25 protein-coding genes and 1 riboswitch are annotated in these 25,896 nt (G+C 67.6%); of the genes, 14 read left to right on the top strand and 11 right to left on the bottom strand.

Features of this window, described 5'->3' with window-relative positions:
• The first annotated feature begins 68 nt into the window (after positions 1 to 68).
• From D7316_RS07445 to D7316_RS07420, 6 genes are all read left to right on the top strand, one after another.
• Positions 69 to 593, top strand: a complete 525-nt coding sequence (locus D7316_RS07445; RefSeq protein WP_124707719.1) for a GNAT family N-acetyltransferase — start codon at positions 69 to 71, stop codon at positions 591 to 593.
• 61 nt (positions 594 to 654) lie between these two features.
• Positions 655 to 1,089 (top strand): MarR family winged helix-turn-helix transcriptional regulator, encoded by a 435-nt coding sequence (locus tag D7316_RS07440; protein WP_124707718.1) that lies wholly within the window; start codon positions 655 to 657, stop codon positions 1,087 to 1,089.
• A 24-nt stretch (positions 1,090 to 1,113) separates the two neighbouring features.
• Entirely contained in the window at positions 1,114 to 1,677 is a 564-nt protein-coding gene (locus D7316_RS07435) for an isochorismatase family cysteine hydrolase (RefSeq protein WP_331852586.1), read from the top strand.
• Positions 1,674 to 3,008 carry an MFS transporter gene (locus tag D7316_RS07430; RefSeq protein WP_232016814.1) on the top strand — a complete coding sequence of 445 codons (1,335 nt, stop codon included), beginning with the start codon at positions 1,674 to 1,676 and terminating at the stop codon, positions 3,006 to 3,008. The genes D7316_RS07435 and D7316_RS07430 overlap by 4 nt, the downstream gene beginning before the upstream one ends.
• Positions 3,009 to 3,123: 115 nt before the next feature.
• Complete coding sequence (locus D7316_RS07425; protein WP_124707716.1) at positions 3,124 to 6,399, top strand: error-prone DNA polymerase; 3,276 nt, start codon at positions 3,124 to 3,126, stop codon at positions 6,397 to 6,399.
• Between the two features lie 16 nt (positions 6,400 to 6,415).
• Entirely contained in the window at positions 6,416 to 6,646 is a 231-nt protein-coding gene (locus tag D7316_RS07420; RefSeq protein ID WP_124707715.1) for a DUF167 domain-containing protein, read from the top strand.
• Positions 6,647 to 6,681: 35 nt separating this feature from the next.
• Here the strand turns inward: D7316_RS07420 and D7316_RS07415 are convergent, their stop codons facing one another.
• The 3 genes from D7316_RS07415 to D7316_RS07405 all read right to left on the bottom strand — a co-directional run bounded on the left by D7316_RS07415 (position 6,682) and on the right by D7316_RS07405 (position 8,537).
• Positions 6,682 to 7,146, bottom strand: coding sequence for a tRNA (cytidine(34)-2'-O)-methyltransferase (locus tag D7316_RS07415; RefSeq protein ID WP_124707714.1), 465 nt, complete (start codon positions 7,144 to 7,146; stop codon positions 6,682 to 6,684).
• A 22-nt stretch (positions 7,147 to 7,168) separates the two neighbouring features.
• Complete coding sequence (locus D7316_RS07410) at positions 7,169 to 7,489, bottom strand: hypothetical protein (protein ID WP_124707713.1); 321 nt, start codon at positions 7,487 to 7,489, stop codon at positions 7,169 to 7,171.
• An 88-nt stretch (positions 7,490 to 7,577) separates the two neighbouring features.
• Entirely contained in the window at positions 7,578 to 8,537 is a 960-nt protein-coding gene (locus D7316_RS07405; RefSeq protein WP_232016813.1) for a serine/threonine dehydratase, read from the bottom strand.
• 44 nt (positions 8,538 to 8,581) lie between these two features.
• On the opposite strand from D7316_RS07405, the gene D7316_RS07400 reads away from it, so the two are divergent.
• The 3 genes from D7316_RS07400 to D7316_RS07390 all read left to right on the top strand — a co-directional run bounded on the left by D7316_RS07400 (position 8,582) and on the right by D7316_RS07390 (position 11,412).
• Positions 8,582 to 9,466, top strand: coding sequence for a bifunctional methylenetetrahydrofolate dehydrogenase/methenyltetrahydrofolate cyclohydrolase (locus D7316_RS07400; protein WP_197718199.1), 885 nt, complete (start codon positions 8,582 to 8,584; stop codon positions 9,464 to 9,466).
• Entirely contained in the window at positions 9,463 to 9,792 is a 330-nt protein-coding gene (locus D7316_RS07395; RefSeq protein WP_124707711.1) for a DUF3017 domain-containing protein, read from the top strand. The genes D7316_RS07400 and D7316_RS07395 overlap by 4 nt, the downstream gene beginning before the upstream one ends.
• Before the next feature lie 141 nt (positions 9,793 to 9,933).
• Entirely contained in the window at positions 9,934 to 11,412 is a 1,479-nt protein-coding gene (locus tag D7316_RS07390; protein WP_232016812.1) for an Hsp70 family protein, read from the top strand.
• Between the two features lie 78 nt (positions 11,413 to 11,490).
• On the opposite strand, the gene metX is transcribed toward D7316_RS07390, so the two are convergent.
• Together metX and D7316_RS07380 are read right to left on the bottom strand one after the other, a co-directional pair.
• Complete coding sequence (gene metX, locus D7316_RS07385; RefSeq protein ID WP_124707709.1) at positions 11,491 to 12,636, bottom strand: homoserine O-acetyltransferase MetX; 1,146 nt, start codon at positions 12,634 to 12,636, stop codon at positions 11,491 to 11,493.
• A gap of 44 nt (positions 12,637 to 12,680) precedes the next feature.
• A complete protein-coding gene (locus D7316_RS07380; RefSeq protein ID WP_124707708.1) occupies positions 12,681 to 14,009 on the bottom strand; it encodes a bifunctional o-acetylhomoserine/o-acetylserine sulfhydrylase in 1,329 nt (442 codons plus the stop codon).
• Positions 14,010 to 14,071: 62 nt separating this feature from the next.
• Positions 14,072 to 14,191, bottom strand: a riboswitch (SAM riboswitch).
• A gap of 247 nt (positions 14,192 to 14,438) precedes the next feature.
• Between D7316_RS07380 and D7316_RS07375 the strand changes: the two genes are divergently transcribed.
• Together D7316_RS07375 and D7316_RS07370 are read left to right on the top strand one after the other, a co-directional pair.
• Complete coding sequence (locus D7316_RS07375; protein WP_124707707.1) at positions 14,439 to 16,325, top strand: PE-PPE domain-containing protein; 1,887 nt, start codon at positions 14,439 to 14,441, stop codon at positions 16,323 to 16,325.
• Positions 16,326 to 16,407: 82 nt separating this feature from the next.
• The gene (locus tag D7316_RS07370) at positions 16,408 to 17,679 is read left to right on the top strand and encodes an MFS transporter (RefSeq protein ID WP_124707706.1); all 1,272 of its coding nucleotides are present in this window, start codon (positions 16,408 to 16,410) and stop codon (positions 17,677 to 17,679) included.
• A 42-nt stretch (positions 17,680 to 17,721) separates the two neighbouring features.
• Here the strand turns inward: D7316_RS07370 and bfr are convergent, their stop codons facing one another.
• Together bfr and D7316_RS07360 are read right to left on the bottom strand one after the other, a co-directional pair.
• Positions 17,722 to 18,207, bottom strand: coding sequence for a bacterioferritin (bfr, locus tag D7316_RS07365; protein ID WP_124707705.1), 486 nt, complete (start codon positions 18,205 to 18,207; stop codon positions 17,722 to 17,724).
• 111 nt (positions 18,208 to 18,318) lie between these two features.
• Complete coding sequence (locus tag D7316_RS07360; protein ID WP_124707704.1) at positions 18,319 to 18,501, bottom strand: (2Fe-2S)-binding protein; 183 nt, start codon at positions 18,499 to 18,501, stop codon at positions 18,319 to 18,321.
• Positions 18,502 to 18,615: 114 nt separating this feature from the next.
• Here D7316_RS07360 and D7316_RS07355 point away from each other — a divergent pair, with 114 nt between their 5' ends.
• The 3 genes from D7316_RS07355 to D7316_RS07345 are packed head-to-tail and all read left to right on the top strand — an operon-like array spanning position 18,616 to position 21,645.
• Positions 18,616 to 19,452, top strand: a complete 837-nt coding sequence (locus tag D7316_RS07355) for an exodeoxyribonuclease III (protein WP_124707703.1) — start codon at positions 18,616 to 18,618, stop codon at positions 19,450 to 19,452.
• A gap of 57 nt (positions 19,453 to 19,509) precedes the next feature.
• Positions 19,510 to 20,544 (top strand): tryptophan--tRNA ligase, encoded by a 1,035-nt coding sequence (gene trpS / locus D7316_RS07350; RefSeq protein ID WP_124707702.1) that lies wholly within the window; start codon positions 19,510 to 19,512, stop codon positions 20,542 to 20,544.
• A gap of 48 nt (positions 20,545 to 20,592) precedes the next feature.
• Positions 20,593 to 21,645: a YhjD/YihY/BrkB family envelope integrity protein gene (locus D7316_RS07345; protein WP_124707701.1), complete on the top strand. Its 1,053-nt coding sequence runs from the start codon at positions 20,593 to 20,595 to the stop codon at positions 21,643 to 21,645.
• Between the two features lie 20 nt (positions 21,646 to 21,665).
• Here D7316_RS07345 and D7316_RS07340 read toward each other — a convergent pair whose 3' ends face one another.
• The 4 genes from D7316_RS07340 to D7316_RS07325 all read right to left on the bottom strand — a co-directional run bounded on the left by D7316_RS07340 (position 21,666) and on the right by D7316_RS07325 (position 25,884).
• Positions 21,666 to 22,919 (bottom strand): D-alanyl-D-alanine carboxypeptidase family protein, encoded by a 1,254-nt coding sequence (locus D7316_RS07340; RefSeq protein ID WP_408610067.1) that lies wholly within the window; start codon positions 22,917 to 22,919, stop codon positions 21,666 to 21,668.
• Between the two features lie 93 nt (positions 22,920 to 23,012).
• Entirely contained in the window at positions 23,013 to 24,041 is a 1,029-nt protein-coding gene (locus D7316_RS07335) for an adenosine deaminase (protein ID WP_124707700.1), read from the bottom strand.
• Complete coding sequence (locus D7316_RS07330) at positions 24,041 to 25,426, bottom strand: aspartate aminotransferase family protein (protein WP_124707699.1); 1,386 nt, start codon at positions 25,424 to 25,426, stop codon at positions 24,041 to 24,043. The genes D7316_RS07335 and D7316_RS07330 overlap by 1 nt, the downstream gene beginning before the upstream one ends.
• Complete coding sequence (locus D7316_RS07325; protein ID WP_124707698.1) at positions 25,423 to 25,884, bottom strand: Lrp/AsnC family transcriptional regulator; 462 nt, start codon at positions 25,882 to 25,884, stop codon at positions 25,423 to 25,425. Before D7316_RS07325 ends, D7316_RS07330 begins: the two co-directional genes overlap by 4 nt.
• Positions 25,885 to 25,896: the final 12 nt, after the last annotated feature.

The following is a 25,896-nucleotide window of genomic DNA, read 5'->3' as shown; positions in this document are numbered from 1 at the left end:
TGTGATCAGCTGACAGTTCTTACTGGACGGTAAGAAGCCGGTTTCTACCCAGGGTGACATTTACATTGATGAATGGCAACATCTTGCCGGTCGAGTGTCGGACAGAGCGGGCCGATGACATCGCCGCGATCCGTGACGTGGTGACGGCAGCCTTCGGCCGATCGGACGAAGCGGATCTCGTCGATGCACTCCGTGGCGAACCTGACGTCTGGATTCCGGACCTCTCGGTGGTCGCCACCGCCGCCGGCGGCGAGATCGTCGGACATGCTCTGCTCACCCGATGTCGCGTGGGCGACGCGCCGGCACTCGCGTTGGCGCCCTGCTCTGTCGACCCCGGATGGCAGCGGCGCGGGGTGGGTATCGCCGCGATCACCTGCGCGCTCGGCCTCGCCCGGGGGCGTGCCGCGGAGAACCTGGTGGTGGTGCTCGGGCACCCGGAGTACTACCCGCGGTTCGGGTTCCGGCCGACATCGGAGGCCGGCATCTCGGCGTCCTTCGTCGTACCCGATGGGGCGCTGATGTACCTGGCGCTGGATCGTTCGCGTCCGATCCCGGCGGGCGTGATCACCTATCCGCCGGCATTCGGGGTGTGACATCTCCGCAATATAGCCAGGCAACTGTTCAGTTAGCTGTCTTATTTGGTAGAGTCGGGGCATGTCCGACGATGTGGACCTCCCAGCGATCGCGACCGACTTCCGGGTTGCCCTCGGCCAACTGATCCGACGCCTGCGGCAGCAGTCCCACACCTCCGATCTCACCCGATCGCAGACGAACGTGCTGGGCCGTCTCGAGCGCGAAGGGCCCGCCACCGCCAACGAACTGGCGCGGGCAGAAGGTATGCGCCCGCAGTCGATGGCCGCGATCGTCGGTGCGCTCCTCGAGGCCGGCCTGGTGTCGGGAACGCGCGATCCCCGCGACGGACGTAAGACGATCCTCGACCTGTCCCAGCAGGCGCGTGACGAATTCCGTGCCGGGCGGCTGGCTCGTGAGGATTGGCTCGCCGGACAGATGGCCGCGGTCCTGACCGACGGCGAGATCGCGCATCTCGCCTCGGCGACCGACCTACTCAGACGACTTGCCGAGTCGTGACAGACAGGAGAACTCAGCGTGAGCATGACGACACTCGATCCCCGGACGGCCTTGATCGTCATCGACCTGCAGCGCGGCATCGTCGGCCGTGAGCTGGCCCCACATCCGGCGCGGGAGGTGATCGATCGGTCCGTCGAGCTGGTCGATCGGTTCCGCGGGCACGATCTGCCGATCGCTTTCGTGACCGTCGAGGGACGGCCGCCGGGTCGAACCGACCTCGGTGGCGGCGGCCCACTCGACATGTCCGCCGGCTGGTCCGAGCTGATCGACGAATTCCGGCCCACGGCAGATGATCTCGTCGTCACCAAGTACGCGCGGAGTGCGTTCGCCGGCACCGGCCTCGCCGACGATCTCCACGAGCGTGGCGTCAGCCAGGTCGTGGTGGTGGGTATCGCGACCGGGGCGGGGGTGGAGTCCACGGCCCGCGACGCCCACGAGGCCGGATTCCACGTGACGTTGCCAGTCGACGCGATGACCGATTCCGATGGTGCTCGACATCAGCACAGTACGTCCGCCGTCTTTCCCCAGATCGCCGAGACCGGTTCGACCGCAGAGCTTCTCGAACTCCTCGACGCCACCCGGCGGTGACCGCCCATGCGCCGGCCGAGGTCGGCGTCGTCGCCGGTGAGAGGGGACCGAACCCGTTCGGATGGCGGTTCACGGGACCGCTGATGATGGGGTCCACCCTCAACCCGATCAACAGCTCGATGATCGCGACGGCCCTGGTCGGCATCGGAGTCGACTTCCACCGCGGACCGTCTTCGACGGCCGTGCTGATCTCCGTGCTCTATCTGTGCAGTGCGGTGATGCAGCCGACGATGGGCAAGCTGGCGCGGGTGTTCGGCGACCGGCGCGTCTTCGTCGGCGGACTGTGCATTCTGCTCCTGGCCGGCGTGATCGGCGCGCTGGCACCGGTGTTCGGGCTCCTCGTGTTGTCCCGGGCGCTGATCGGTGTCGGCACCTCGGCCGCGTATCCGACGGCGATGTCGCTGATCCGCAAGCGGGCCGACGCGGCGGGCATCGGCGTGCCGAGTCGGGTGCTCGGCGGATTCTCCATCGCCGCCCAGGTCATCGCGGTCATCGGACTGCCTGTCGGCGGCGTGCTGGCCGGGGTGTTCGGTTGGCGTGCGGTGTTCTTCGTCAACATCCCGGTTGCCGTGTTCACCCTGGTGTGGGTGTTGCGCAGTGTGCCGAAGGATTCGCCGGTGACCGACCGCGGCGGGCGAGCGGTACTGCGTGCGGTGGATCCCGTCGGGATCGTGCTCTTCGCCGGCACCGTCGTGACCGCGCTCGTCTTCCTGAGTGGGCTGACCTCACCGGCGTGGTGGCTGCTCCCGATCGTCGTCGCGCTGCTGGTGACCCTTGTGTGGTGGGAGAGGCGGACCGGTGAGCCGCTCATCGACGTTCGCATGATGGCGGGCAACGGCCCCCTGGTGCGCACGTATCTCCGGCAGGCGCTTGCGGCGCTCGGCTCGTACATGGCGATGTACGGGATCAGTCAATGGATGGAAGGAGCGGCCGGATACAGCGCATCGCAGGTCGGCCTCATCCTGATCCCGCTGTCGGCGGTGAGCATCGTCGTGGCCCGGGTGAACTCGACACGGGGATGGGTGCGTTGGCCGTTGCTGCTGACCGGATTGTGCTTCGCCGGCTCGGGGGCGATGGCGCTCTGCATCGGCAGTGGGAGCCCGGTCGTGGTGCTGATCGCGATGTCGGTGCTGTTCGGGCTCGCCAACGGCCTCAGCGGCTTCGCCAATCAGGCGACGCTGTACACGCAGAGTCCCGCCGAATCCATCGGCGTGGCGTCCGGGCTCTATCGCACATTCGCGTATTTCGGCGCGATCTTCTCCTCCAGCCTGATCGGTATCGCCTTCGGGCACAGGCGACCGACCGTGGTCTGCATCTCGTGGGAGTGGTGATCATCGTGATCGGGATGGTGCTGGTCGGCATGACGATCGGTGATCGGCGGATTCCGCGCAGCGTCGGATGACGCCCCTTCTGGTCTGTCGAACACATGTTCGATAGACTCGGGAAGTGGGATGGGATCAAGGGCCACCGACGTGGTCGGAGATGGAGCGGGTGCTCTCCGGTCGGGCGCGGGGCGACGGTCGGCCGGGCGAGGCATTCGGACCCGGGGACAACTCCGGGGGCGACGGCAACGACAGTCCCGCCTGGTCCCGCAAGCGTGGCACCTACCGCGCGGACGGTGTCGAACGTGGCCGGTCGTCGGTGCCCTTCGCCGAGCTCCACGCACACAGTGCCTACAGCTTCCTCGACGGCGCGTCGATGCCCGAGGAGATGGTGGAGGAGGCCCAGCGTCTGGACCTGCAGGCCCTGGCACTCACCGACCACGACGGCTTCTACGGTCTCGTCCGGTTTGCCGAGGCCGCTCGGGAATTCGCGATGCCGACGGTGTTCGGGGCGGAGCTCTCCCTGGAGCCCGACGTCACCCGGACCGGGATTCCGGATCCTCCCGGAGAACACCTGCTGGTGCTCGCACGCGACGGTGAGGGCTATCGGCGACTGTCCCGCACGATCGCCGATGCGCACATGGTGGCAGGGGAGAAGGGGCTGCTGCGCTACGACCGCGATGCCCTGCCCGACCGCGCGGGCGGGCACTGGCTGATTCTCACGGGTTGTCGTAAGGGCGCGGTCCGGCGAGCTCTCGACCGTGGTGGTCCGGAGGCGGCCGGGCACGCCCTGGCCGGATTGGTCGACCGATACGGTCGCGCCGACGTCGTGGTGGAACTGACCGCCCAGGCGTTGCCGGAGGACGACGAACGCAACGCGATCCTCGCCGGTCTTGCCCGCGATCTGGGGCTGACGACGGTCGCGACCACCGGAGCGCATTTCGCCGGTCCACGTCGGCGCAGGCTCGCGACGGCGGTCGCGGCGGTTCGGGCGCGGACGGACATCGAGACCATCGAGGGCTGGCTCCCGGGGGTCGGCGGTGCCCATCTGCGCAGTGGCGACGAGATGGCACGGCTCCTACCCGGCCACCCCGAGGCGATCGACAATTCCGTCGGATTGGCGGCCGACTGTGCATTCGAGTTGGGACTGATCGCGCCACAGCTGCCGCCGTTCGACGTCCCGGACGGCCATACCGAGATCAGCTGGCTACGGGAGCAGACCATGGCCGGGGCGTCGCGCCGGTACGGGCCCCCGGGTGCGCATCCACAGGCGTACCGGCAGATCGAACACGAGCTCGCCATCATCTCCTCACTCACCTTTCCCGGCTACTTCCTGGTGGTCGCCGACATCGTGAACTTCTGCAAGCGCAGCGACATCCTGTGTCAGGGCCGCGGCAGTGCCGCGAATTCCGCTGTCTGCTATGCCCTGGGAATCACGAATGTGGATCCGGTGGCCAACAAACTCCTGTTCGAGCGATTCCTGTCCCCCGAGCGCGACGGGCCGCCCGACATCGACGTGGACATCGAATCGGACCGTCGCGAAGAGGCCATCCAATACGTCTATCGCCGATACGGCCGTGATTACAGCGCGCAGGTCGCCAATGTCATCACCTACCGCGGCAAGTCCGCGGTCCGCGACATGGCGCGGGCACTGGGCTACGCCACGGGTCAGCAGGATGCCTGGAGCAAGGCTCCCGACGAGGCGCCCGGCGACGTCGCCGATCTGGCCGGCGAGATCATGGGTATGCCACGACATCTGGGCATCCATTCCGGTGGCATGGTGATCTGCGATCGGCCGATCGCCGATGTGTGTCCGACGGAGTGGGCGCGGATGGAGAACCGCAGCGTCCTGCAATGGGACAAGGATGACTGCGCCGCAATAGGTCTCGTCAAGTTCGACCTCCTCGGACTGGGGATGCTGTCGGCGCTGCACTATGCGATCGATCTCGTTGCCGAGCACAAGGGCATCGAGGTCGACCTGGCCAGGCTGGACCTGACCGAACCCGCGGTCTACGACATGCTCTGCCGCGCCGACTCGGTCGGTGTCTTCCAGGTGGAGTCCCGGGCACAGATGGCCACCCTGCCGCGACTGAAACCGCGGAACTTCTACGATCTGGTCGTGGAGGTGGCCCTCATCCGGCCGGGACCGATCCAGGGCGGGTCGGTGCATCCATACATCCGGCGTCGCAACGGAACCGAGCAGCCGACGGTCGAACACCCGTCGATGCGCAAGGCGCTCGATCGCACCCTGGGGGTGCCGCTGTTCCAGGAACAGCTGATGCAACTCGCGGTCGACGTCGCCGGATTCGATGCCGCCGAGGCGGACCAGCTGCGCCGGGCGATGGGCTCCAAGCGGTCACCCGAGCGGATGGAGCAGCTACGCCTCCGGTTCTACGCCGGCATGGCGGATCTGCACGGGATCACCGGCGACATGGCCGACCGGATCTTCGAGAAGATGGCCGCATTCGCCAATTTCGGTTTCCCGGAAAGTCATTCGCAGAGCTTTGCGTCGCTGGTGTTCTATTCGTCATGGTTCAAGCTGCACCACCCGGCGGCGTTCTGTGCGGCGTTGCTGCGGGCGCAGCCGATGGGTTTCTACTCGCCGCAGTCCCTGGTCGCCGACGCGCGGCGGCACGGCGTCGTGGTCCATCGTCCGGACATCAACCGGTCACTGACACATGCGACCCTGGAGAACGACGGACTGGAGGTCCGGCTGGGACTCGGTGGTGTCCGGAGCGTCGGCGACGACATCGCGGACCGGATCGTCGACTGCCGAGACCGCGACGGTGACTACCGGGACGTCACCGATGTGTCCCGCCGCGCCGAGCTGACGGTCCGTCACCTCGAAGGTCTCGCCGGGGCAGGGGCGTTCACCGGATTCGGGGTGAGTCGACGACAGGCGTTGTGGGAAGCAGGCGCCGCCGCGACGGTGCGATCGGATCAGCTGTCCCTCGAGTCGTCGGCCGACACACCCGTCCTGCCGGGCCTGTCGGACATCGAGCTCGCCGCAACGGATGCCTGGGCCACCGGGATCACCCCGACGTCCTATCCCACCCAGTTCCTCCGTCCGCGGCTCGAGGCCATCGGGGTGGTCCCGGCGGACGGTCTGCTGGCGGTCCCCGACGGTTCGCGGGTCTCGGTGGCCGGTGCGGTGACGCATCGCCAGCGTCCGGCGACCGCCTCGGGTGTGACGTTCATCAACCTGGAGGACGAAACCGGCATGGTGAACGTCGTGTGTTCGGTCGGGTTGTGGACTCGTTACCGGAGTCTGGCACACTCGGCGTCAGCATTGTTGATCCGTGGCACGGTGCAGAACGCCGAGGGGGCGGTGACCGTGGTGGCAGAGCGCTTGCAGCGCTTGGATCTTCGGGTCGGGACCCGTTCCAGGGATTGGCACTAGGAAGAGAAGGGGCGCCATGCCGAGGCAGATCGTGGTGACGGTGAAGCCGAGCAGCCGGAAAGGGCCGTTGGTGGAGACCGGACCGGACGGCTCGGTGACGATCTTCGTCCGGGAGCCGGCTCTCGAGGGCCGGGCCAACAAGGCGGTGGCCGAACTCCTCGCCAACCACCTCGGTGTCCCCAAGAGCAAGATCGCTCTCGTCGGCGGTGCCACCGCCCGGACGAAACGGTTCCGCGTCGACGGGTGAATCAACCGTCGTCTCGGTCGATCACACCGACACGATCACACCGCGCCGGTGAATCCGTTCTGCCGCCACGCCTCGTAGACGACGATGCTGGCCGCGTTGGCGAGGTTGTGTGAGCGGCGTCCGGCCAGCATCGGGATGCGTAGACGATCGGTGATCTCCGGTTCGGCGAGAACGTCGTCGGGCAGTCCGGTCGGCTCGGGGCCGAACAGCAGCACGTCACCCGGCCGGTAGTCGACGTCGGAGTGAAATCGCGACGCATGCGCCGTGAACGCGAACACCCGATCCGGTTGCATCGCGGTCCAGGCCGTCTCAAGGTCCGGATGCACTGTCACCGTGGCCATCTCGTGATAGTCGAGACCGGCACGCTTGACCTGGGCGTCGGACATGTCGAATCCCAGCGGCTCGATGAGGTGCAACTCACAGCCGGTGTTGGCGGCCAGTCGGATCGCGTTGCCGGTGTTCGGCGGGATGCATGGCTGATAGAACATGATGCGGAACATGGTCAGGACAGTGTAGGACGCATCATCGCGACTGCCGCAGCAGCGCCGTGTGGGCGATCCACCCGATCACCGCGCCGGCAGACGCACCGACGACCAGACCCAGGCCCGCGACCGAGGCGGCAACCATGGTCGTGAAGTCGCGCACGATGTCGTCGTTCTCGGTGGTGAGTTGCGCACTCTCCGCGGTGGACGGGCTGCCGCCGAACGGATCGCCCGGATACAACAGCAACCACGTGATCATGAAGGTGACCGACGCGACGACCAGTCCGCCGACGAGGGCGCCGAGCAGGATCGCCCGGGTGGGGGTGGGCCGGCGGTGGCCCGACGGCGCGGGTGCGGACATGCCCCGACGATATCGGGCCGCCTGCTGCGGATCGATCACGCGAATGACGGCGGCCGACGCGTCATTCGACTGTCGACCCGCCCCGCCGTCACAGATCGAGTCGAGTGTTCGCCCCGCACAACACCACGCACAACGTCGAATCCGGTTCGGGTGAAACAGCTCCGGTGGCGACCGCGGCGACGGCGGCGGCAGTGCCGTGCTCCACGACGATCCGGTGCTGCGTCCACAGATGCCGGCGCGCGGCGATCAGATCGTCGTCGGAGACCACGACACTGTCGACCGCCCGGTCGGCGATCGTCGACCAGCACAGGTCGCCGATCCGGGTGGCGCCCAGCGAATCGGCCGCCACGCTGTCCAGGTCCACCGCCACCGGCCGGCCCGCGGCGATCGACTGATGCAGGCAGGACGAGCCGACCGGTTCGACACCGACCACACGATCGCCCGGGCGCATCGCGGCTGCCAGACCGCCGAGCAGGCCACCTCCGCCGACGCACACGACGGTCGTCAGCGGGCCGTCGACGTCCTCGGCGAGCTCGAGCGCGATGGTGCCGGCACCCGCGACGATGTCGGGTTGGTCATACGCGTGCAGCGCAAGTGCGCCGGAGGAGTCGGCCATCTCCGCGGCGGCGTCGGCGGCCACCTGGTAGCGATCGCCGACCTGGTGCACCCGCGCGCCCAGCGCCAGCAGACTGTCGACCTTGACCTGCGGTGCCGTCTCCGGCACCACCACGGTGCATGTCGTGCCGGCGATGCGCGCTGCCCATGCCGCCCCGATCGCGGCGTTGCCGCCCGAGGCGACCAGGATCCCGGCGTCGTCGAGGCGGCCGGCGTCGTGTGCGTGCCGGACCGCGTTCAGGCTGCCGCGCGGTTTGAAGCAGCCGCCGACCTGGGTGTACTCCAGCTTGAACACGACGTCGACCGGCCCGTTGACGGTGTCGAGTTCCGTACGCAGGATCGGTGTTCGGCGTAGTGAGTCGCCGATCCGGGCGCGTGCGCTCTCGACGTCCGTGCCGGAGATCGGGAGTACACGTTCGGTCGCAGGGTCCACGTCGTGCCACGGTACGCACCGCGCGAATGGAACAATGGTCTTCCGTGACTGCGATACGACTGGACGGCAAGGCCACGCGCGACGAGATCTTCACCGACCTGAGCGTCCGAGTGGAGAAGCTGCGAGCCGACGGCATCACGCCCGGCCTCGGCACCGTACTGGTGGGCGACGACCCCGGATCGCGGTCCTACGTCAAGGGCAAGCACGCCGACTGCGCGCGGATCGGCGTGGCGTCGATCCGCAAGGACCTGCCGGCGGACGCGACCACCGAGCAGCTCAACGCGGCCATCGACGAGCTCAACGCCGATCCGGCCTGTACCGGCTACATCGTCCAGTTGCCCTTGCCCCGTCATCTCGACGAGAACGCCGCGCTGGAACGCATCGACCCGGAGAAAGACGCCGACGGGCTGCATCCGATCAATCTGGGCCGTCTCGTGCTGGGTGAGGAATCGACGCTGCCGTGTACACCCCGCGGCGTCATCCACCTGCTGCGTCGTTATGACATCCCGATCGCCGGTGCCCGCGTGACCGTCGTCGGCCGTGGGGTGACCATCGGCCGACCCATCGGGTTGTTGTTGACCCGCCGCAGCGAGAACGCCACCGTCACCCTCTGTCACACCGGTACCCGTGACCTGGCCGCCGAGATCTCCCGGGCCGACATCGTGATCGCTGCCGCCGGGGTCGGACACCTGGTCACCGCCGACATGGTCAAACCCGGGGCGGCCGTCATCGACGTCGGGGTGAGCCGGGACGAGGCGGGCGGCCTCGTCGGCGACGTCGCGCCGGACGTGTGGGAGGTCGCCGGGCACGTATCCCCGAATCCGGGTGGCGTCGGACCCCTGACCCGCGCATTCCTGCTGGTCAACGTCGTCGAACGGGCCGAGGCACAGTTGGCTGGGCGAGCCGCCGGGGCGGGAACGGCCGGGTGAGCCCGGAGGCGGGTACCGGGAATCGCGTCGAGCGGATCCGGCATGCGCGACAATTCCGGCGATACCTGGTGCAGATCCCGTACTTCCTCGTGCTGCTCGGCCTGGTGGTCGCCGCGGTGCTGGTGTTGTTCGATCGCTGGCGTCGAGGCGCGTTCGTCTTCGGTTCCGCACTACTTCTGGGCGCCGTTCTCAGGGCCCTGATCCCGACGTCGCGGGCCGGATTGCTCCAGGTCAGAAATCGGTTCTTCGACGTCGCGGTGATGGCGTCGGTCGGCTCGCTCATCCTCTGGCTGGCGACGTCGATCGATCCCTTGGGCACAGATTGATTACAATAGAGACCAACACGTGACCTGAGGCCCGAGGGGGCGCCGACACCCGGGGGAGTACGCATCACTTCGACGATCACTGCCGAGGACTCGACCATTCCCGACGATTCCACGTCGATGGGGGTGTCCGCAGGCGATGGAATGATCCATTATGTCCTGCTCACCCGTGACGACGCGGGTCGAAGCGTGGTCGACACCCGGGTCATCGACGTCGATCGGAGCGACGGGCTCGACGTGGCCGGACGGGTGAATGCGGGCATCGACCTCATGCTGGGGGCGGCGCGTGAGGCCGGGCTGCGGGTCGGGCCGATCGGGGTTGCCGCGCGTACGGCCAAACAGCGCCGGGAGCTCCAATCCCGGGGCGCCGGACCCCGGCGGCAGATCCACCTCGTGAACGACGACGAGGCCGTCGTCGCGTACCTGTCCGCGACCGGTCAGATCGGTCGGTTCGGCTCGGTGGTCGTGGTGGACTGCGGCGACACCGGGATGTCCCTGTACACGGTCGAACCCGGGACCGAGCAGATCTCCGCCCGCGAGCGTTCTCGCGTGCTCAGCGGCCGTCAGCTCGATCGCGCGATCGTCGGCCAGTTGGTCTCCGACGACGATGCCCAGGAGCCGATGGGAGCCCGCGTGCGGCGGCGGGCATTGCTCAGCGCCTGCCGGACCGCGAAGGAGGAGGTCTCGTCCCCGGGCTCCACCGCGGGCGCCGGCTCGATCCTGCTCGCCGACGGCGGCGGGCACATGGCCCTGACCGCTGAGACGATCGATGCGGCGGTGGCACCGATGATCGGTGAGGCGCGGAAGGTGTTGGGGGAGTACCTGTCCGCCAGCGCCGAGCGCGGCGTCCGGCCCGAGGCGGTCGTCCTCGTCGGCGGTATCGCGAATCTGCCCGCGGTCCGCAGAATGGTCGGTGTCGAGGACGACGTCGAGGTCATCGTGCCCGGCGGGCCCGAACTCGCCGCCTCGATCGGCGCCGCCATCCTGGCCCGGGCGCGAACCACGGCCGCCACGACCTCTCGGCTGGCCTTCATCGGTGGCCGACGGAACCGGGAGTGGTTGTCGGCGACCCCGATCGCCGTCGTCGGTGCGATCCTGGCCGCCGCGATGATGACGATATACGCGGTCAGTTCGTCGCTGGCCGGACACAACGGCCCGGCCCCGTCGCCGTCGTCACCGACCACGACGACCTCGTCGACGACGTCGGAGGCCATGTCGTCGTCCTCGACCGCGCCGCGACCGACGACCACTTCGCCGGCGGCGGCGCCGCCGACGCCACAACTGCCGCCCGAACCGACCGTTGGTACGACGCCGCGGACCGAACCGCGATGGAATGATGCGCCGGGTTGGGCCACGACGGAACTGCCGCCCACCTCGGAGCCGGGACCGCCGTCGACGACGACGCGCACATTGTCGCCGTTCCCGTTGCCGTCGCTGCCGTGGCCGGGAGATCGGCCCACGCCGACGATCCCGCCCGACCTGTTGCCGCCGGGTTTCGCGCCGCAGTCCACCCAGCCGACGCCAACGCCACCGGAGCCGGGAGCGGCACAGCCCGACGACGCTGTGCCGCGTGATCAGACGCCGCAGCAGCAGACACCGTCGCTGCCGACACCGACCGGCTAGGCGGCTTTCGCTCCCCGGATCGGTATCCGCTCACTCGATCGAATGCGCGGATACCGATCGAGGGAGCGAGAAGCCGGCTCAGCGGGCGATCTCGACGGTCCGCTTGAGCAGGTCGCTGATCGCGTCGAACTCGGTGAGGAATCCGTCGTGACCGTTGTCGGAGTGCACCACCTGCAGGCCGCCGACACAGTTGCCCAACTGTTCGGCGAGTTCGACCTGTAACCGCAAGGGGTACAAGCGGTCCGACACGATGCCCCCGACGATCACGGGTACCGTGCAACCCGCGAGGGCGGCGCGGACCCCACCGCGACCGCGCCCGACGTCGTGGTGGTTGAGGACCTCGCTGAGCACCACATAGCTACCCGGGTCGAACCGCTTGACCAGTTTGGTCGCCTGGTGCTGCAGGTAGCTGTCCACCGCGTATCGACCGCCGGTCAACGGCTCTTCGTCACCCTGCGCCTGATTGCCGAATCGCTGATCGAGTTCGGCCTCGCCCCGATAGGTGAGGTGGGCGATACGACGTGCGACGCCCAGCCCGGCGGTCGGGGTGCGCCCGGAGTCGTGATAGTCGCCGCCCTGCCAATCCGGGTCTGCCTGGATCGCGGCGATCTGCGTTGTCTGCGTACCGATCTGATCGGCGGTCGCGCGCGCGCCGACGGCGAGCACGAGCGCGCTGCGCACCAGTTCGGGATACTCGATGGCCCACTCCAATGCCCGCGCGCCACCCATCGACCCGCCGACGACGGCGCCGACGCCGGTGATGCCGAGACGATCGATCAGTGCGCGCTCGGCCCGCACCTGGTCGAGCACGGTGATCTGCGGAAAGCGCGAACCCCACGGCCGCCCTTCGGGATCCGGCGAGGACGGACCGGTCGAGCCCTTGCATCCGCCGAGCACGTTCGCCGAGATGACGCACCACTCGTCGGTGTCGATCGCACAGCCCGGCCCGATCAGGCCGTCCCACCAACCCGCCGACGAGTGCTCGTCGGCGGCCGGGCCGGTGACATGGGAGTCGCCGGTGAGGGCATGCAGGGTGAGGATCACGTTGTCGCGGGTGGGCGACAACGTCCCCCAGCGCTGGAACGCCAGGGTGACGTCGTCGATCCGTCCGCCGTTGTCGAGCGAGACCGAGCCGATGCCGACGCGAGACATCGCGCCGTCCGGCATGTTCTCCCAGTCGGGCCGTTGCGCGGGCTGGGTTTCCGGTTCGATACTCACCGACACAATTCACTCACTCTGCAATGCACCTCGATCACGTTGTCTCGAAATCACTTCGCCGCGGCGAACCCCTGCTCGAGGTCGGCGATGATGTCATCCACACCCTCGATCCCGACGGCCAGGCGAACCAGGCCGGGGGTGACGCCGGCGCCGAGTTGCTCCTCCGGGTTCAGCTGGCTGTGCGTCGTCGACGCGGGGTGGATCACCAGCGACCGCACATCACCGATATTGGCGACGTGGCTGTGTAGGGAGAGGGCATCGACGAACCGCTTGCCGGCATCGACGCCGCCGACGATCTCGAATCCGATGATGGCACCCTGCCCCTTCGGTAGTAGTTTCTGGGCACGGTCGTACCACTGCGACGACGGGAGTCCCGCGTACGCGACCGATTCGACCTGGGCGTGCTGATCGAGGAACTCGGCGACGCGCTGTGCATTGGCGACGTGCCGTTCGATTCGCAGGCTCAGCGTCTCGAGACCCTGCGCCAGCAGGAACGCGTTGAACGGCGAGATCGCGGCACCGGTGTCGCGCAGCCACTGCACGCGGGCCTTGAGTGCGAAGGCCGGTGCGCCGAGGTCGGCGAACACCGCGCCGTGGTAGCTGGCATCCGGGGTGGTGAAACCGGGGAACAGGTCCTTGCCGTCGCGCTGTGCGCGCCAGTCGAACGTGCCCCCGTCCACGATGACGCCGCCGATCGCGGTGCCGTGGCCACCGATGTACTTGGTGGCCGAGTGCACGACGATGTCGGCGCCGTGGGCGAGCGGATTGAGCAGGTAGGGCGTCGCCACCGTGTTGTCGACGATGAGCGGCAACTGATTGCGGTGGGCGACCTCGGCGATGCCCTCGAGGTCGAGGATCTCGTTGTTCGGGTTGGAGATCGTCTCGCCGAACAGTGCGCGCGTGTTGTCCCGGATCGCCGCCTGCCACGAGTCGAGATCTTCCGGATCGTCGACGAACGACACCTCGATGCCCAGTTTGGGCAGCGTGTAGTGGAAGAGGTTGTAGGTCCCGCCGTACAGCCGCGGGCTGGACACGACGTGGCCACCGTTCTCGACGATGTTGAGGATCGAGTAGGTCTCGGCCGCCTGGCCCGACGCGACGAGCAGTGCGGCGACGCCGCCTTCGAGCGCGGCGATGCGCTGCTCGACGGCATCCTGCGTCGGGTTCATGATCCGGGTGTAGATGTTGCCCGGCTCGGCGAGGCCGAAGAGATCTGCCGCGTGCTGGGTGTCGTTGAACGTGTACGACGTGGTCTGGTAAATCGGCAGCGCACGTGCGTTGGTCGCGGCATCGGCGGCCTGACCCACGTGAATCTGCTTGGTCTCGAAACTCCAGTTGTCGACGGGGTTGTCGAGGGTGCCGTCGGGGACGTCAGACATGATTGTGTGATCGCTTTCTACGGTCGGCAGGGTGCAACGACCCTGGTGGGGTCCGACCTTCGGACCCGCGCTTGCCGGGAAACGCGTATGCGTTCCTCAACCCGGTCATCACCCGGAGCACCCCACCGCGGTTGGAGGGTTGCCGATCAGCAAGCCGGGGCTTTGCGCTGATGCTCATGACCTGGCGTCAAGGATATAGCACGGCAAAACAGGTGCGAGAACCCTCCTGATCGGCGTGATTTGATCTGAGGACGGCTGTCATCCAAAAGGATGAACTTTGCATCCCGGCATGGTAAAACCCCAGTTCGAGATCGTTAGCATCACTCAGGAACATTTCTGTTTTGCGATAGCGGATCTAATCTGCGCTCAGCCCTGGGGAACGCGACGTCCGGCCCGACGAGCGCCCAGGTTGACGAAAGTCGCACGCGCATGACCAGTCGGTTCCGGTTGTCTCATCGGTTCTCCATCGTGCTCATCGCGGTGTCCTCCGGCTTCGCGGTGATAGCCGCGTTCTGTCTGCCGGGTGCGATCGGGGATGCGCGCGCAGAGAGCTGTGGCGCGGGCGCCGTGGTCATCGTCGGCGGAACGTGGGATCCCGAAGGCAAGGCGATGGTCGGGGTCGCCCAGCGGTACACGGGTAAAGGCGCGCGGAACGAGAACGTCGGGGGACCGTACTCCGGGGACGGCGCCTACGAGATCATCTACGCCGACTACCCGATGACCCTGTGGCCGCTCGGCGCCACGGGGTATGACGAGAGTGTCGCGGCGGGGAAGAAATCCACTGCCAACGAGATCGCCGACTATCAGTCGCGGTGTGACGGCAACCCCGTCGTCGTCGCGGGGTACTCCCAAGGTGCTCGGGTCGCCGGTGACGTTCTCTCCGACATCGGCAACTCGCCGAAGGTCGACGCCAACCGGGAGGCCGATGACGCCGGCGAGTACCGCCTCGTCGATGTGAACGGAACCCCCGAGGACTTCGCAGACGACGTCCTCGTCAAGTACGAGGGTGTGTCCGGCGAACTCTATGCCGATCCCCGCATGGACGGCACGGTCGCCGGAGAGGGGATCGAACTCGCATTGATCGGGATCATCCCGGGACTCACGATGTCCGGAGCCAGAGAAGGCGGATTCGGCGACGTGCCGGTCACCTCGGTCTGTGTCGACGGCGATCCGATCTGCGACCTCCCCGATCCGTTGCATGACCCGATCGGTGCCATCGACGGGCTCGTCGGCTACTTCAACAAGCACAATCAGTACCCACTGCACATGTTCCGCGACCCGAAACTCGCCTGGTGGACCGATCACGACGTCGAGTGCAGCGCCGAGGGAGCCTGCGTCGTCGCCTATGACTCCGCGATCATGGTCGCGATCCGGGAGGGCGCCGATGCGATCGGCCTCGACGGTGACCGCATCCCCGACCTCCTCGCCGACCACCTGACCATCCGGCTGCCGGACGGGATGGCGCTCGCCAACCTCCAGCCCCTGGTGCGCCTCGTACAGGATCGGCTCCCATCGCTGCCCAATCTGGGCTACGGCGCATATCTCCCGGACCTGTACGTCTTCCAGGCCATCCTGGACGGCATCGTGAACCGCGCCCCGGACGAGATCAAGGGTGGCGTGGCCGCGCTCGCCGCCAGCGCGAAGAGCATCCTGCTGTACCCGGCGAACTTCGTGAAGTACTGGGCCGGGCAGGTGGTCGGGCCTGTCGTCACGACCGGCGCGTCGACGATGCTGCTCGCCGATGATTCGGTGTCGGCCGGCATGGCCGACGAACAGGCCACCTACGCACGCACGCTCGCAGCGGTCGAGAACCCACCCGCGGTGGGAACGTCGGGGGCCGACTCGGCGCCCGCCGAGTCGGCTCCGGCGCCCACAACGACGACGCCCGCGGTCGATCCGGTGGTGTCGGCGGAGCAACCGTCGTCGTCGGGCACGGGCGACGGCACCCCGCCCGCCTACGAGCCGCCTGCGTCGGCCGAGCCCCCCGCCGAGGAGTCGCCCGCATACGACCCTCCCGCTCACGAACCGCCGGTGCAGGACTCGCAGCCCGCATCGTCGCAGGACACCTCCGCCCCCGATCCGGGCGACGACGGTCCGTCCGGCGAGGCCGCCGCCACCGATACGCAGAGCAGCGGACAAGGAACGTCGGCCGACGAGGGCGGTTCGTCGGAGGGCGGCTCGTCGGAGGGCGACGGCGGCAGTGACGACAAGGGAACCGACTCCGGCAGCGGTCCCGGGGTCACCGGTGGCGGCAGCGGCGGGAAGTCGAAGAGCGGTACGTCCTCGAGCGGTGACAGCGGCTCGGACGACGACTGACGGGCGTGTCGTCGACGATCGTGTGAACGAACTCACCCGGCGTGGTGGTATCGGTCCGGCGGTCAGGGCGGTTGGAGACTGAGTGTCTTCAGCCCCAGTAACCACCGACGACCTCGCCCCACCCCTGTCCCCATCGGTCCGACGGTGGGCCATCCTCGCCCTCGCCCTGGGCGGATTCGGCATCGGCACCACCGAGTTCGTCGCGATGGGGTTGCTGCCCAACATCGCCGAGACGCTCGGTGTGAGTGAACCCACCGCCGGTCACGTCATCTCCGCGTACGCGCTGGGCGTGGTGATCGGCGCACCGCTCATCGCGGCCCTCACCGCACGGGTGTCGCGGCGAACGCTGCTCATCGGGCTGATGATCGCGTTCACCGTCGGCAATCTCCTCACGGTCCTCGCGCCGACGTACGGGCTGCTGATGCTGGCGCGGGTCATCGCGGGTCTCCCACACGGCGCCTATTTCGGGGTGGCGGCACTGGTCGCCGCTCACCTCGCCGGGCCGCGGGACCGGGCGAAGGCGGTCGGCAAGGTGATGCTGGGGCTGTCGGTCGCCAACGTCCTCGGTGTGCCGATGGCGACATGGCTCGGTGAATCCCTCGGTTGGCGGGTCGCATTCGCCCTCGTCGTGGTGATCGGCCTGCTGACCATCGTCGCGCTGATCCGCTTCATGCCGCCGCTGACCGACATGCGGGTGACCAATCCGATCACCGAACTCGGTGCTCTCGTGCGACCGCAAGTGTGGTTCACCCTGCTGATCGGCGTCGTCGGATTCGGCGGCATGTTCGCGTTCTACACGTATCTCAACTCCGCGCTGACCACCGTGACCGGGGTGTCGGTGTCCCTCGTCCCGGTCGCGATGATGCTGTTCGGTCTCGGCATGGTGGCCGGCAACATCGTCGGCGGGATCCTCGCCGACCGCAGCGTGCCGTTCGGCATCCTCATCGGGCTGATCGCGACCGGCGTGTCCCTCGCCCTGTTCGCGCTGACCTTGCAGAACGCCTGGGCGGCAATGACCTTGAGCTTCGCGATCGGCCTGTCCGGCGCGTCGACGATCCCCGCGTTGCAGACCCGGCTGATGGATGTCGCCGACGACGCGCAGACCCTGGCCGCCGCCCTCAATCATTCGGCGCTGAACATCGCGAACGCGGTGGGCGCGTGGATCGGGGGCGTGGTGATCGCGGCGGGCCACGGGTACCGGGCGCCGTCGATGATCGGAGCGGCGCTCGCCGTCGCCGGTGTTCTGGTGCTGATGATCGCACTCGCGACCGCACGCAGGAGCCGGATCTCCGCGGACGGGGCTGCGCAAGCCCACGCACAACAACCGACGGCGGTCACGACCGTCGGGTCATGACCGCCGTCGGCGGGCTGCAGAAAAAGCGTGTGGTCTGAGCGGTCAGGCCACGGTGGGCGGGGTCGCCACCGTCTTGGAGAGGTAGAGCTGCTCGCCCAGACGATCGAGCAACTCCAACTGCGTCTCGAGGTAGTCGATGTGATCCTCTTCGTCCTTCAGGATGTCCTCGAGCAGCTTCGCGCTGGTGATGTCGCCCTTGCCGCGGCACATCGCGATGCCCGGACGCAGGCGTTCGACGACCTCGATCTCGACGGCCATGTCGGACTCGAACTGTTCCCGGAGGGTCTGGCCGATCCGCAGAGGAAGAATCTTCTGATAGTTCGGGAGCGCCTCGAGGAACAGGATGCGGTTGGTGAGGGCCTCGGCGTGGTGCATCTCCTCGATCGACTCCGCGCGCGTCTTGCTCGCGATCTCGGTCAGACCCCAGTTGGCTTGCATCTTGGAATGCAGAAAGTATTGGTTGATCGCCGTCAGCTCGCTGGTGAGCTGTTCGTTGAGTAGAGCGATCACCTCGTCGTCGCCGCGCATGACCGAGCCTCCGTTCGCCGTGGTACAAGGAACGTAGCACGCCAAAAGGCCTCGCGGCCTGGTTCAGACCCGAGGTTGTGGAAATGACGTCAGACGACGTCTGTCATGCGGTCATGCAGCGGTGGTCGCGGTGGCGGTCCTTTCGTTGACGATCTCCTGAATCCGTTCGAGGCAGGTGCCGCAGCCTTCGCCTGCGCCGCACCTGTCGCCGATGGCATCCACCGACATGGCGCCGGACGAGCAGTGGTCATGGACCTCGTCCTCGGTCACTGCGCGGCAGATGCAAACGAACATTGTTCTCACCTCGTTCAGGTTCAGTTAGGTAAGGGTTACATAAAGCAGGATGAGAAACAAGGGTTGCCTTACCTCTGGTACGGGCGCACCACAACGGCCAGTACCCTCTTGTCCGTGTCCATCACCATCAGCACCGTGAACGTCAACGGCATCCGGGCAGCGGTCAGACACCGCTCGGAGGCCAACCGCGGTCTGCTCGCCTGGCTGGCGACGGCGGACTCCGATGTCGTCCTGCTGCAAGAGGTCAGGGCCGATGAGGACCAGGCGCGCGACGCGCTCGCGCCGGTCCTCGACGACGGCTGGCAGTTCGCGATGAGCTCGTCGGTGGTCAAGGGCCACGCGGGCGTCGGGGTCCTCAGTCGCGTGCCCCTCACCGGGGTTCGGGCCGGCTTCGGCAGCGACGAGTTCGACGCCACCGCGCGCTACATCGAGGCGGACCTCGACAGTGCGCTCGGACCGATGACCGTGGCCAGTCTGTATCTCCCCAAGGGCGCGGCCGCGACGACCGTGCCGAAGGATGTCGCGAAGTTCGACGAGAAGGCGCGCTTCCTCGACGAGTTCGGCGGTTACCTCGATCGACTGCGCCGCAGGCGGCGGCACGTGGTGGTCGGCGGCGACTGGAACATCGCCCATGCCGAGGCCGACATCAAGAACTGGAAGGGCAATCTCAAGAGTCCCGGATTCCTGCCGCACGAGCGGACCTGGGTCGGCGGGCTGCTCGACGCCGGCTGGTCCGACGTCATGCGCGACCTCGCTCCCGGCGAGGAGGGGCCGTACACATGGTGGTCGTGGCGCGGCAAGGCGTTCGACAACGACTCGGGCTGGCGCATCGACTATCAGCTCGCGAACAAGTCGCTGGCGAAGCGCGCCGTCAAAGCGACCGTCGACCGGGCCGACGCCTACGATCTGCGGTGGTCGGATCACGCGCCGATGACCGTCGTCTACGACTGAGCATCATCGGTCGACGCTCGCGACGATCGCCTCCCGTACGTCTGGAAGACTGGGCACATGAGCAGTGACGTCTCCGTGGCCGGCGCCCGTCGCCCCCGCGTACTGTCGGGCATCCAGCCGACCAGCGACTCCTTCCATCTCGGGAACTATCTGGGAGCCGTTCGGCAATGGGTCGCCCTGCAGGACGACTTCGAGGCCTTCTACTTCATCCCGGACCTGCATGCGCTGACGGTGCCGTTCGACCCGGCGACATTGAGCGACCGCACCCGGCTCAGCGTCGCGCAGCTGCTCGCGGTGGGTGTGGATCCGGCGCGGTCGACCATCTATGTGCAGTCGCACATCCCCGAGATCACCCAACTCACGTGGGTGTTGTCCTGCATCACCGGCTTCGGCGAGGCCAGCCGCATGACCCAGTTCAAGGACAAGTCGGCCAAGCAGGGCGTCGACGCCGCCGGCGTCGGGTTGTTCACCTACCCGATCCTGATGGCCGCCGACATCCTGGCGTTCCAGGTCGACCGGGTGCCGGTCGGCGAGGATCAGCGTCAACACCTCGAGCTGACCCGCGACCTGGCGCAGCGCTTCAACTCGCGTTTCGGCAAGGTCCTCACGGTGCCCGAGGCCTACATCGTCAAGGAATTCGCCAAGATCTACGACCTGCAGAATCCGACGGCGAAGATGAGTAAGTCGGCCGAGTCCGACCGCGGCCTGGTCAATCTGCTCGACGAGCCGAAGAAGTCGGCGAAGAAGATCCGGTCCGCTGTCACCGACACCGACACCGAGGTCCGCTTCGACCCCGAGAACAAGCCGGGCGTGAGCAATCTGCTCACCATCCAATCGGCGCTGGGCGGTACACCCGTCGACGTCCTGGTCGACAAGTACCAGGGAAAGGGCTACGGGGACTTGAAGGTCGACACCGCCGAGGTGCTGACCGAATTCGTGACGCCGTTGCGCGGCCGGGTCGCCGAGTACATGGACGACCCCGCGTATCTCGACGGGATCCTCGCGCAGGGCGCGGCGCGCGCACGCTCGGTCGCGTCGGCCACCTTGGCCGCCGTCTATGACAAGGTGGGGATTCTGGCACCCCGAGGGTGATCAGCCGGTGACCGACTGGCCCCGTGATCCGAAGAGGAGGCGGTACAGGTGAGTTCGGTGGTGGATTCGGCCAAGACGACCGTTGAGCGCGCAAAGACCTCGTTCGGTGACGCCCGCGAACGCTGGGTGTGGCTCGAGCACCTGATCCAGACGTTCCAGCGCTACAACGACCGGCGCGGCAACCTGTATGCCGCGAGTATCAGCTTCAACGGGATCCTCGCGCTGGTCCCGATCGTGATGGTGGTGTTCGCCATCGCCGGTTTCGTGCTCGCGAACCAGCCCGAACTGCTCCAGGATCTCCAGGATGCGATCGTCGAGAACGTCCCCGAGGGGCTGGACGTCACGGTGGAGAAACTCATCACCTCCGCGGTGGATTCCCGCACCGCGGTCGGCATCGTCGGCCTCCTCGGTGCTGCTTTCACCGGCATCGGATGGATCTCCGGCGTCCGCGCGGGCATGACCGAGATGTGGGGTGGTCGCGTCACCCGCAGCGCGGTGATGTCCAAGGTGTGGGACCTCGTCACCTTCGCCATCCTCGGCGTCGCCTTCGCCGTGACCATGGCGATCACCACCCTGGGCAACTCGGGTCTGACGACCGAGGTGCTGTCCTGGGTCGGCCTCGACGACGCCGCCTGGGCGCCCGCGGTCGTCCGCACGGTGTCGATCATCGTGTCGGTCTTCGCGACGTGGATGTTGTTCACCTTCATCATGTCCCGGCTGCCGTTGGTGCGCTTGCCCTTCCGCAACACCCTCAAGGCCGGGTTGCTGACCGCGATCGCGTTCGAGATCGTCAAGACGGTCGGCGGCATCTATCTCCAGTCCGTGCTCGGCAGCCCCGCGGGCGTGGCCTTCGGCCCACTCCTCGGCTTGCTGGTGTTCGCCTACCTGGCGTCGCGGATCGTGCTGTACGCCGCCGCGTGGTGTGCGACCGATCCGATCAACTCCGAGTTCCAGGTTTCCGAGGAGGACGCGCCGCTGCCGCCGGTGGTCGTGTCGCCGAACTACGAGGTGAACCCGGTGTCCAAACCGGCGACGCTCGTGGCCGTCGCGGGTGTCGGCGCCGCGGCCGGCGCGTTCGTGGCGTGGCTGTTCCGGCGCTGACCCGCGCCGGCCCGTGACCCTCAGCGTCGGGCGATCAGCCTGAGTCCGAGCAGCAGCAGGCCGATGGCGACCAATGCGGCGACGAGGCCCACGAGGATCCGGATCGACCAGCGGGTCGGCTGATCGGTTCCGGTGGCCGTCACGGTGGGTGTCCCGGTCGGCGCCGCGGTGGTCGTCGTCGCTGCGTTCGGGGCCGTGGTCTCGGTGGTCGCCGTGGCGCTCACCAATTGTCCCACCGTTGCGGTGGGTGGTGCGCGAAAACCGTACTCGAACATGGCTTTCGCCTGATCCCAGTAGGAGTCGTCCGCCACCGTCAGGCCGAACATCTGCACGACGAGGATGCGACGTCCGTCCCGTTCGGTCGCACCGACGAACGTCTTGCGGGCGTCGTCGGTGTAGCCGGTCTTTCCGCCGAGCATGCCCGGATATCCCTCGAGCATCAGATGGTTGGACGTCTGCATGAGGTAGGCCGGGTGGTCCTTGTCGTCGGGTACGTCCGGCCGTTTGGGGTAGCCCGGGAACCGGTATGTGGGCATGGCGATCAGCTCGCGAAAAGTGCTGTTGCCCATGGCCTCCCGGAAGATGATCGCCAGATCGTAGGGAGACGACGACATTCCCGCGGCGTCGAGTCCGGACGGTGACGCCGCGCGGGTGTCCAATGCGTTCAGCGACCGCGCCTTCGCGTTCATCTTCGTCAAGGTCTCCTCGACGCCACCGAGTTGGCGGGCCAGCGCGTTCGCGCAGTCGTTGCCCGACACCACCAGAAGGCCGGTCAGCAGGTCGCGATTGGTGTAGTGGCCGCCCGGACCCATGCCGCAGGAATCGCCTTCGGCGGCCCAGTCCTCGGGCGTCGGCGCGACCACGGTGTCCAGATCGAGTTCGTCGAGCACGACGAGGGCGAGGAGCACCTTGATCGTGGATGCGGGACGGTAGCGTCCGTGCGCATCCTTGGCGGCGATGACCTGTCCGGAGTCCAGGTCGGCGATCAGCCAGCCCGCCGACGTGAGGTTCGGCGGAACCGGGCCGAGGGCCGGGTCGGCGAGCACCCCGCACGCGGCAAGCTGGTCCCCGCCGACCGCCGAGTCCGGAACCGGGAGGGGAGCCGGGGTGGTTGCGCCGGGGGCGACGACCTCGGACTCGTCGACCGGCGGCGGCGTGCCGACCCGGTGCGGGCAGTGGTCGGTGACCGGGGTGGGTATCGGGGTGAGTGGGACGGCGGCCGCGGGCACCGCCGTCGCGAGCGGCGGAAGGAGCACGATGGACGCCGCCACCACGAGGTGCGCGAATCTCCGTCTGCCCGACGAACGACGGATGATCCCCACCTTCACCGGTCGGAGGTTACCAGCGACCCCGGGGGCCGGTCGCGTTCAGCGCACCGGATCGCGACCGCCCGCTAGCCAGGCGGCGATCCGGGAGCGCAGCTCGGCCTTGCGGGCATCCGGCAGGAAGCTGGCGGTCACGGAATTGTCGGCCAATGCGGCGAGCGCCGGGTCGTCGAGGGCGAAGGCGTCGGCGACCACGGCGAAGTTGTCGTCGGCGTACCCACCGAAGTACGCGGGGTCGTCGGAATTGATCGTCACGAGCACACCGGCGGCGATCAGGTCGGGCAGCGGATGCACGGCGAGGTCGGCCACCGCCTGCAGCCGGACGTTGGACAGCGGGCACACGGTCAACGGCATCTGTCGGGCGACCAGTTCCGCGACGAGATCGGGATCGTCGACGCTGCGGATGCCGTGATCCACCCGCTCCACGCCGAGATGATCGATGGCAGCGCGGACGGAATCCGGGCCGCCCTCCTCACCGGCGTGGGCGACGCGCCGTAGGCCGAGGTCGGCCGCGCGGGCGAACACCTCGGTGAACAACGACGCCGGGTGCCCGACCTCGGCGGAATCCAGGCCGACGCCGACGATCGCTGCCCGGCACGCCGTCAGTTCGTCCAGGGTCTCGAGGGCTTCGGCCACCGGTCGGTCCCGCAGGAAGCACGCGATCAGCTCGGTGGTGAACCCGAACTCCCCGAACGCCCGGTCGAAACCCTCGACGAGCCCGGCCACGACGTCGGCGACGGCCACCCCGCGCGATCGGTGCGCCTGCGGATCGAAGAAGACCTCGGCGTGCACCACGCCGCCGGCATGCGCCCTGCTCGCGTATTGGTATGCGAGGCGGGCGAAGTCGTGACGCCGACGTAGGACGCCGAGGTTCTCGTAGTAGATGTCGAGGAATGACTGCAGGTCGGCGAACACGTAACGCCCCCGGAGCGTATCGGCATCCCGGTACGGCAGCGCGATGCCCGCGTCGCGAGCCAGCTCGAGCACGAGTTCGGGCTCCAGCGTGCCCTCGATGTGGACGTGCAGCTCGACTTTCGGCAACTCCCGGAGACGGGACGTGGGGACCGGCATCAGAGCAGGGTATAGGCCTCCGTCAGCACCGACCGCAGGATCTGCTCGATCTCGTCGAACTCCGCCTGACCGGCGATCAGCGGCGGCGCGAGCTGCACCACCGGGTCGCCACGGTCGTCGGCGCGACAGTACAAGCCCGCCTCGAACAGTGCACTCGAGAGGAATCCGCGCAGGATTCGTTCGGACTCGGCGTCGGTGAACGTCTCCTTGGTCGCCTTGTCCTTCACCAACTCGATGCCGTAGAAGTAGCCCTCCCCGCGGACGTCACCGACGATGGGCAGGTCGTGCAGTCGTTCCAGCGTCGCGCGGAACGCCGGCGCGTTCTGCTTGACGTGCTGATTGAGGCCCTCGCGTTCGAAGAGATCCAGGTTCGCCAGGGCGACCGCTGCCGACACCGGATGTCCGCCGAACGTATATCCGTGCGGGAAGGACGTGGTGCCGTCGCGGAACGGCTCGAAGAGGCGGTCGCTGGCGATCATCGCGCCGATCGGGGAGTACCCCGACGTCATGCCCTTCGCACAGGTGATGATGTCGGGCACATAGCCGAAGTCGTCGCACGCGAACATCGACCCGATGCGGCCGAACGCGCAGATGACCTCGTCGGAGACGAGGAGGACGTCGTACTCGTCGCAGATCTCCCGGACGCGTTCGAAATACCCTGGGGGCGGCGGGAAACAGCCCCCGGCGTTCTGTACCGGCTCGAGGAAGACCGCGGCGACGGTATCGGGGCCCTCGAACTCGATGGCCTCGGCGATGCGATCGGCGGCCCACCGCCCGAACTTCTTCGGATCCGCGGCGAGGTCCTCGCTCGGTGCGCGGTAGATGTTGGTGTTCGGTGCGCGGAAGCCGCCCGGCGTGAGCGGCTCGAACATCTGCTTCAGCGCCGGCACGCCGGTGATGGCCAGCGCGCCCTGCGGGGTGCCGTGATAGGCCACCGCGCGCGAGATCACCTTGTGCTTCATCGGTTTCCCGGTCAGCTTGAAGAACTGCTTGGCCAGCTTCCAGGCGCTCTCCACCGCTTCACCACCGCCGGTGGTGAAGAAGACCCGGCTGAGATCCCCGGGTGCATAGGCGGCCAGGCGTTCGGCGAGTTCGATGGCGGGCGGCGTCGCATACGACCAGATGGGGAAGAACGCGAGTTCCTTGGCCTGCTTGGCCGCCGCCTCGGCCAGTTCGACGCGACCGTGTCCGGCCTGCACCACGAACAGGCCCGCGAGCCCGTCGAGGTAACTGCGACCCTGGTCGTCGTAGATCCGCATGCCCTCGCCGCGGGTGATGACCGGTGGCGTGATGCCGTCGCCGTGTCGTGCGAAGTGCCCCCAGAGGTGGGCGGCGCTGCGTTCGCCGAGCGAGAGATCGGTCGCGAGCTCGTTGGCAATGCTCATCGGGTACCCCAATTGTACTGTTGCTTGACAAGTTTCAGATACACGAGCGTCTCCGTGGCGGTGACCTCGCGGTGATTGCGCACCTTCTGGTTGAGGATGCGCAGCAGGTGATCGTCGTCCTCGCAGACGACCTCGATCAGGATGTCGAAGGAGCCGGCGGTGAGGACGACGTAGTCGATCTCCGGACACACGGAGAGCTGATCGGCGAGCGCCTCGGTGTCGCCGGTGCAGCGGATGCCGATCAGCGCCTGGCGGGAGAACCCGAGTTTGAGCGGGTCGGTGACGGCCACGATCTGCAGCAGTCCGCTGTCGCTGAGCTTCTGTACACGATTGCGGACCGCGGCCTCGGACAGTCCGACCGCCTTCCCGATCGAGGCATAGGAACTCCGACCATCGGCCTGGAGCTCTTCGATGATCTTCTTCGCCGTGGCGTCGAGTGCTGAGGAGGAGTCGACCACACGTTGATGGTG

Source organism: Gordonia insulae (genome assembly GCF_003855095.1).
In the GTDB taxonomy this organism is placed as follows: Bacteria; Actinomycetota; Actinomycetes; order Mycobacteriales; family Mycobacteriaceae; genus Gordonia; species Gordonia insulae.
The sequence above is the reverse complement of the archived record's forward strand: the minus strand, read 5'-3'. Positions and strand labels throughout refer to the sequence as shown.

Coding starts and splice junctions, on each gene's coding strand:
- D7316_RS07380 (WP_124707708.1), bottom strand. CDS start 14,009: ATGTCTGACGTCCCCGACGGCACCCTCGACAACCCCGTCGACAACTGG.
- D7316_RS07435 (WP_331852586.1), top strand. CDS start 1,114: ATGACGACACTCGATCCCCGGACGGCCTTGATCGTCATCGACCTGCAG.
- D7316_RS07360 (WP_124707704.1), bottom strand. CDS start 18,501: ATGTTCGTTTGCATCTGCCGCGCAGTGACCGAGGACGAGGTCCATGAC.
- D7316_RS07330 (WP_124707699.1), bottom strand. CDS start 25,426: ATGAGCATTGCCAACGAGCTCGCGACCGATCTCTCGCTCGGCGAACGC.
- D7316_RS07420 (WP_124707715.1), top strand. CDS start 6,416: ATGCCGAGGCAGATCGTGGTGACGGTGAAGCCGAGCAGCCGGAAAGGG.
- D7316_RS07390 (WP_232016812.1), top strand. CDS start 9,934: ATGATCCATTATGTCCTGCTCACCCGTGACGACGCGGGTCGAAGCGTG.
- D7316_RS07335 (WP_124707700.1), bottom strand. CDS start 24,041: ATGCCGGTCCCCACGTCCCGTCTCCGGGAGTTGCCGAAAGTCGAGCTG.
- D7316_RS07375 (WP_124707707.1), top strand. CDS start 14,439: ATGACCAGTCGGTTCCGGTTGTCTCATCGGTTCTCCATCGTGCTCATC.
- bfr (WP_124707705.1), bottom strand. CDS start 18,207: ATGCGCGGCGACGACGAGGTGATCGCTCTACTCAACGAACAGCTCACC.
- D7316_RS07445 (WP_124707719.1), top strand. CDS start 69: ATGAATGGCAACATCTTGCCGGTCGAGTGTCGGACAGAGCGGGCCGAT.
- D7316_RS07410 (WP_124707713.1), bottom strand. CDS start 7,489: ATGTCCGCACCCGCGCCGTCGGGCCACCGCCGGCCCACCCCCACCCGG.
- D7316_RS07440 (WP_124707718.1), top strand. CDS start 655: ATGTCCGACGATGTGGACCTCCCAGCGATCGCGACCGACTTCCGGGTT.
- D7316_RS07415 (WP_124707714.1), bottom strand. CDS start 7,146: ATGTTCCGCATCATGTTCTATCAGCCATGCATCCCGCCGAACACCGGC.
- trpS (WP_124707702.1), top strand. CDS start 19,510: ATGAGCAGTGACGTCTCCGTGGCCGGCGCCCGTCGCCCCCGCGTACTG.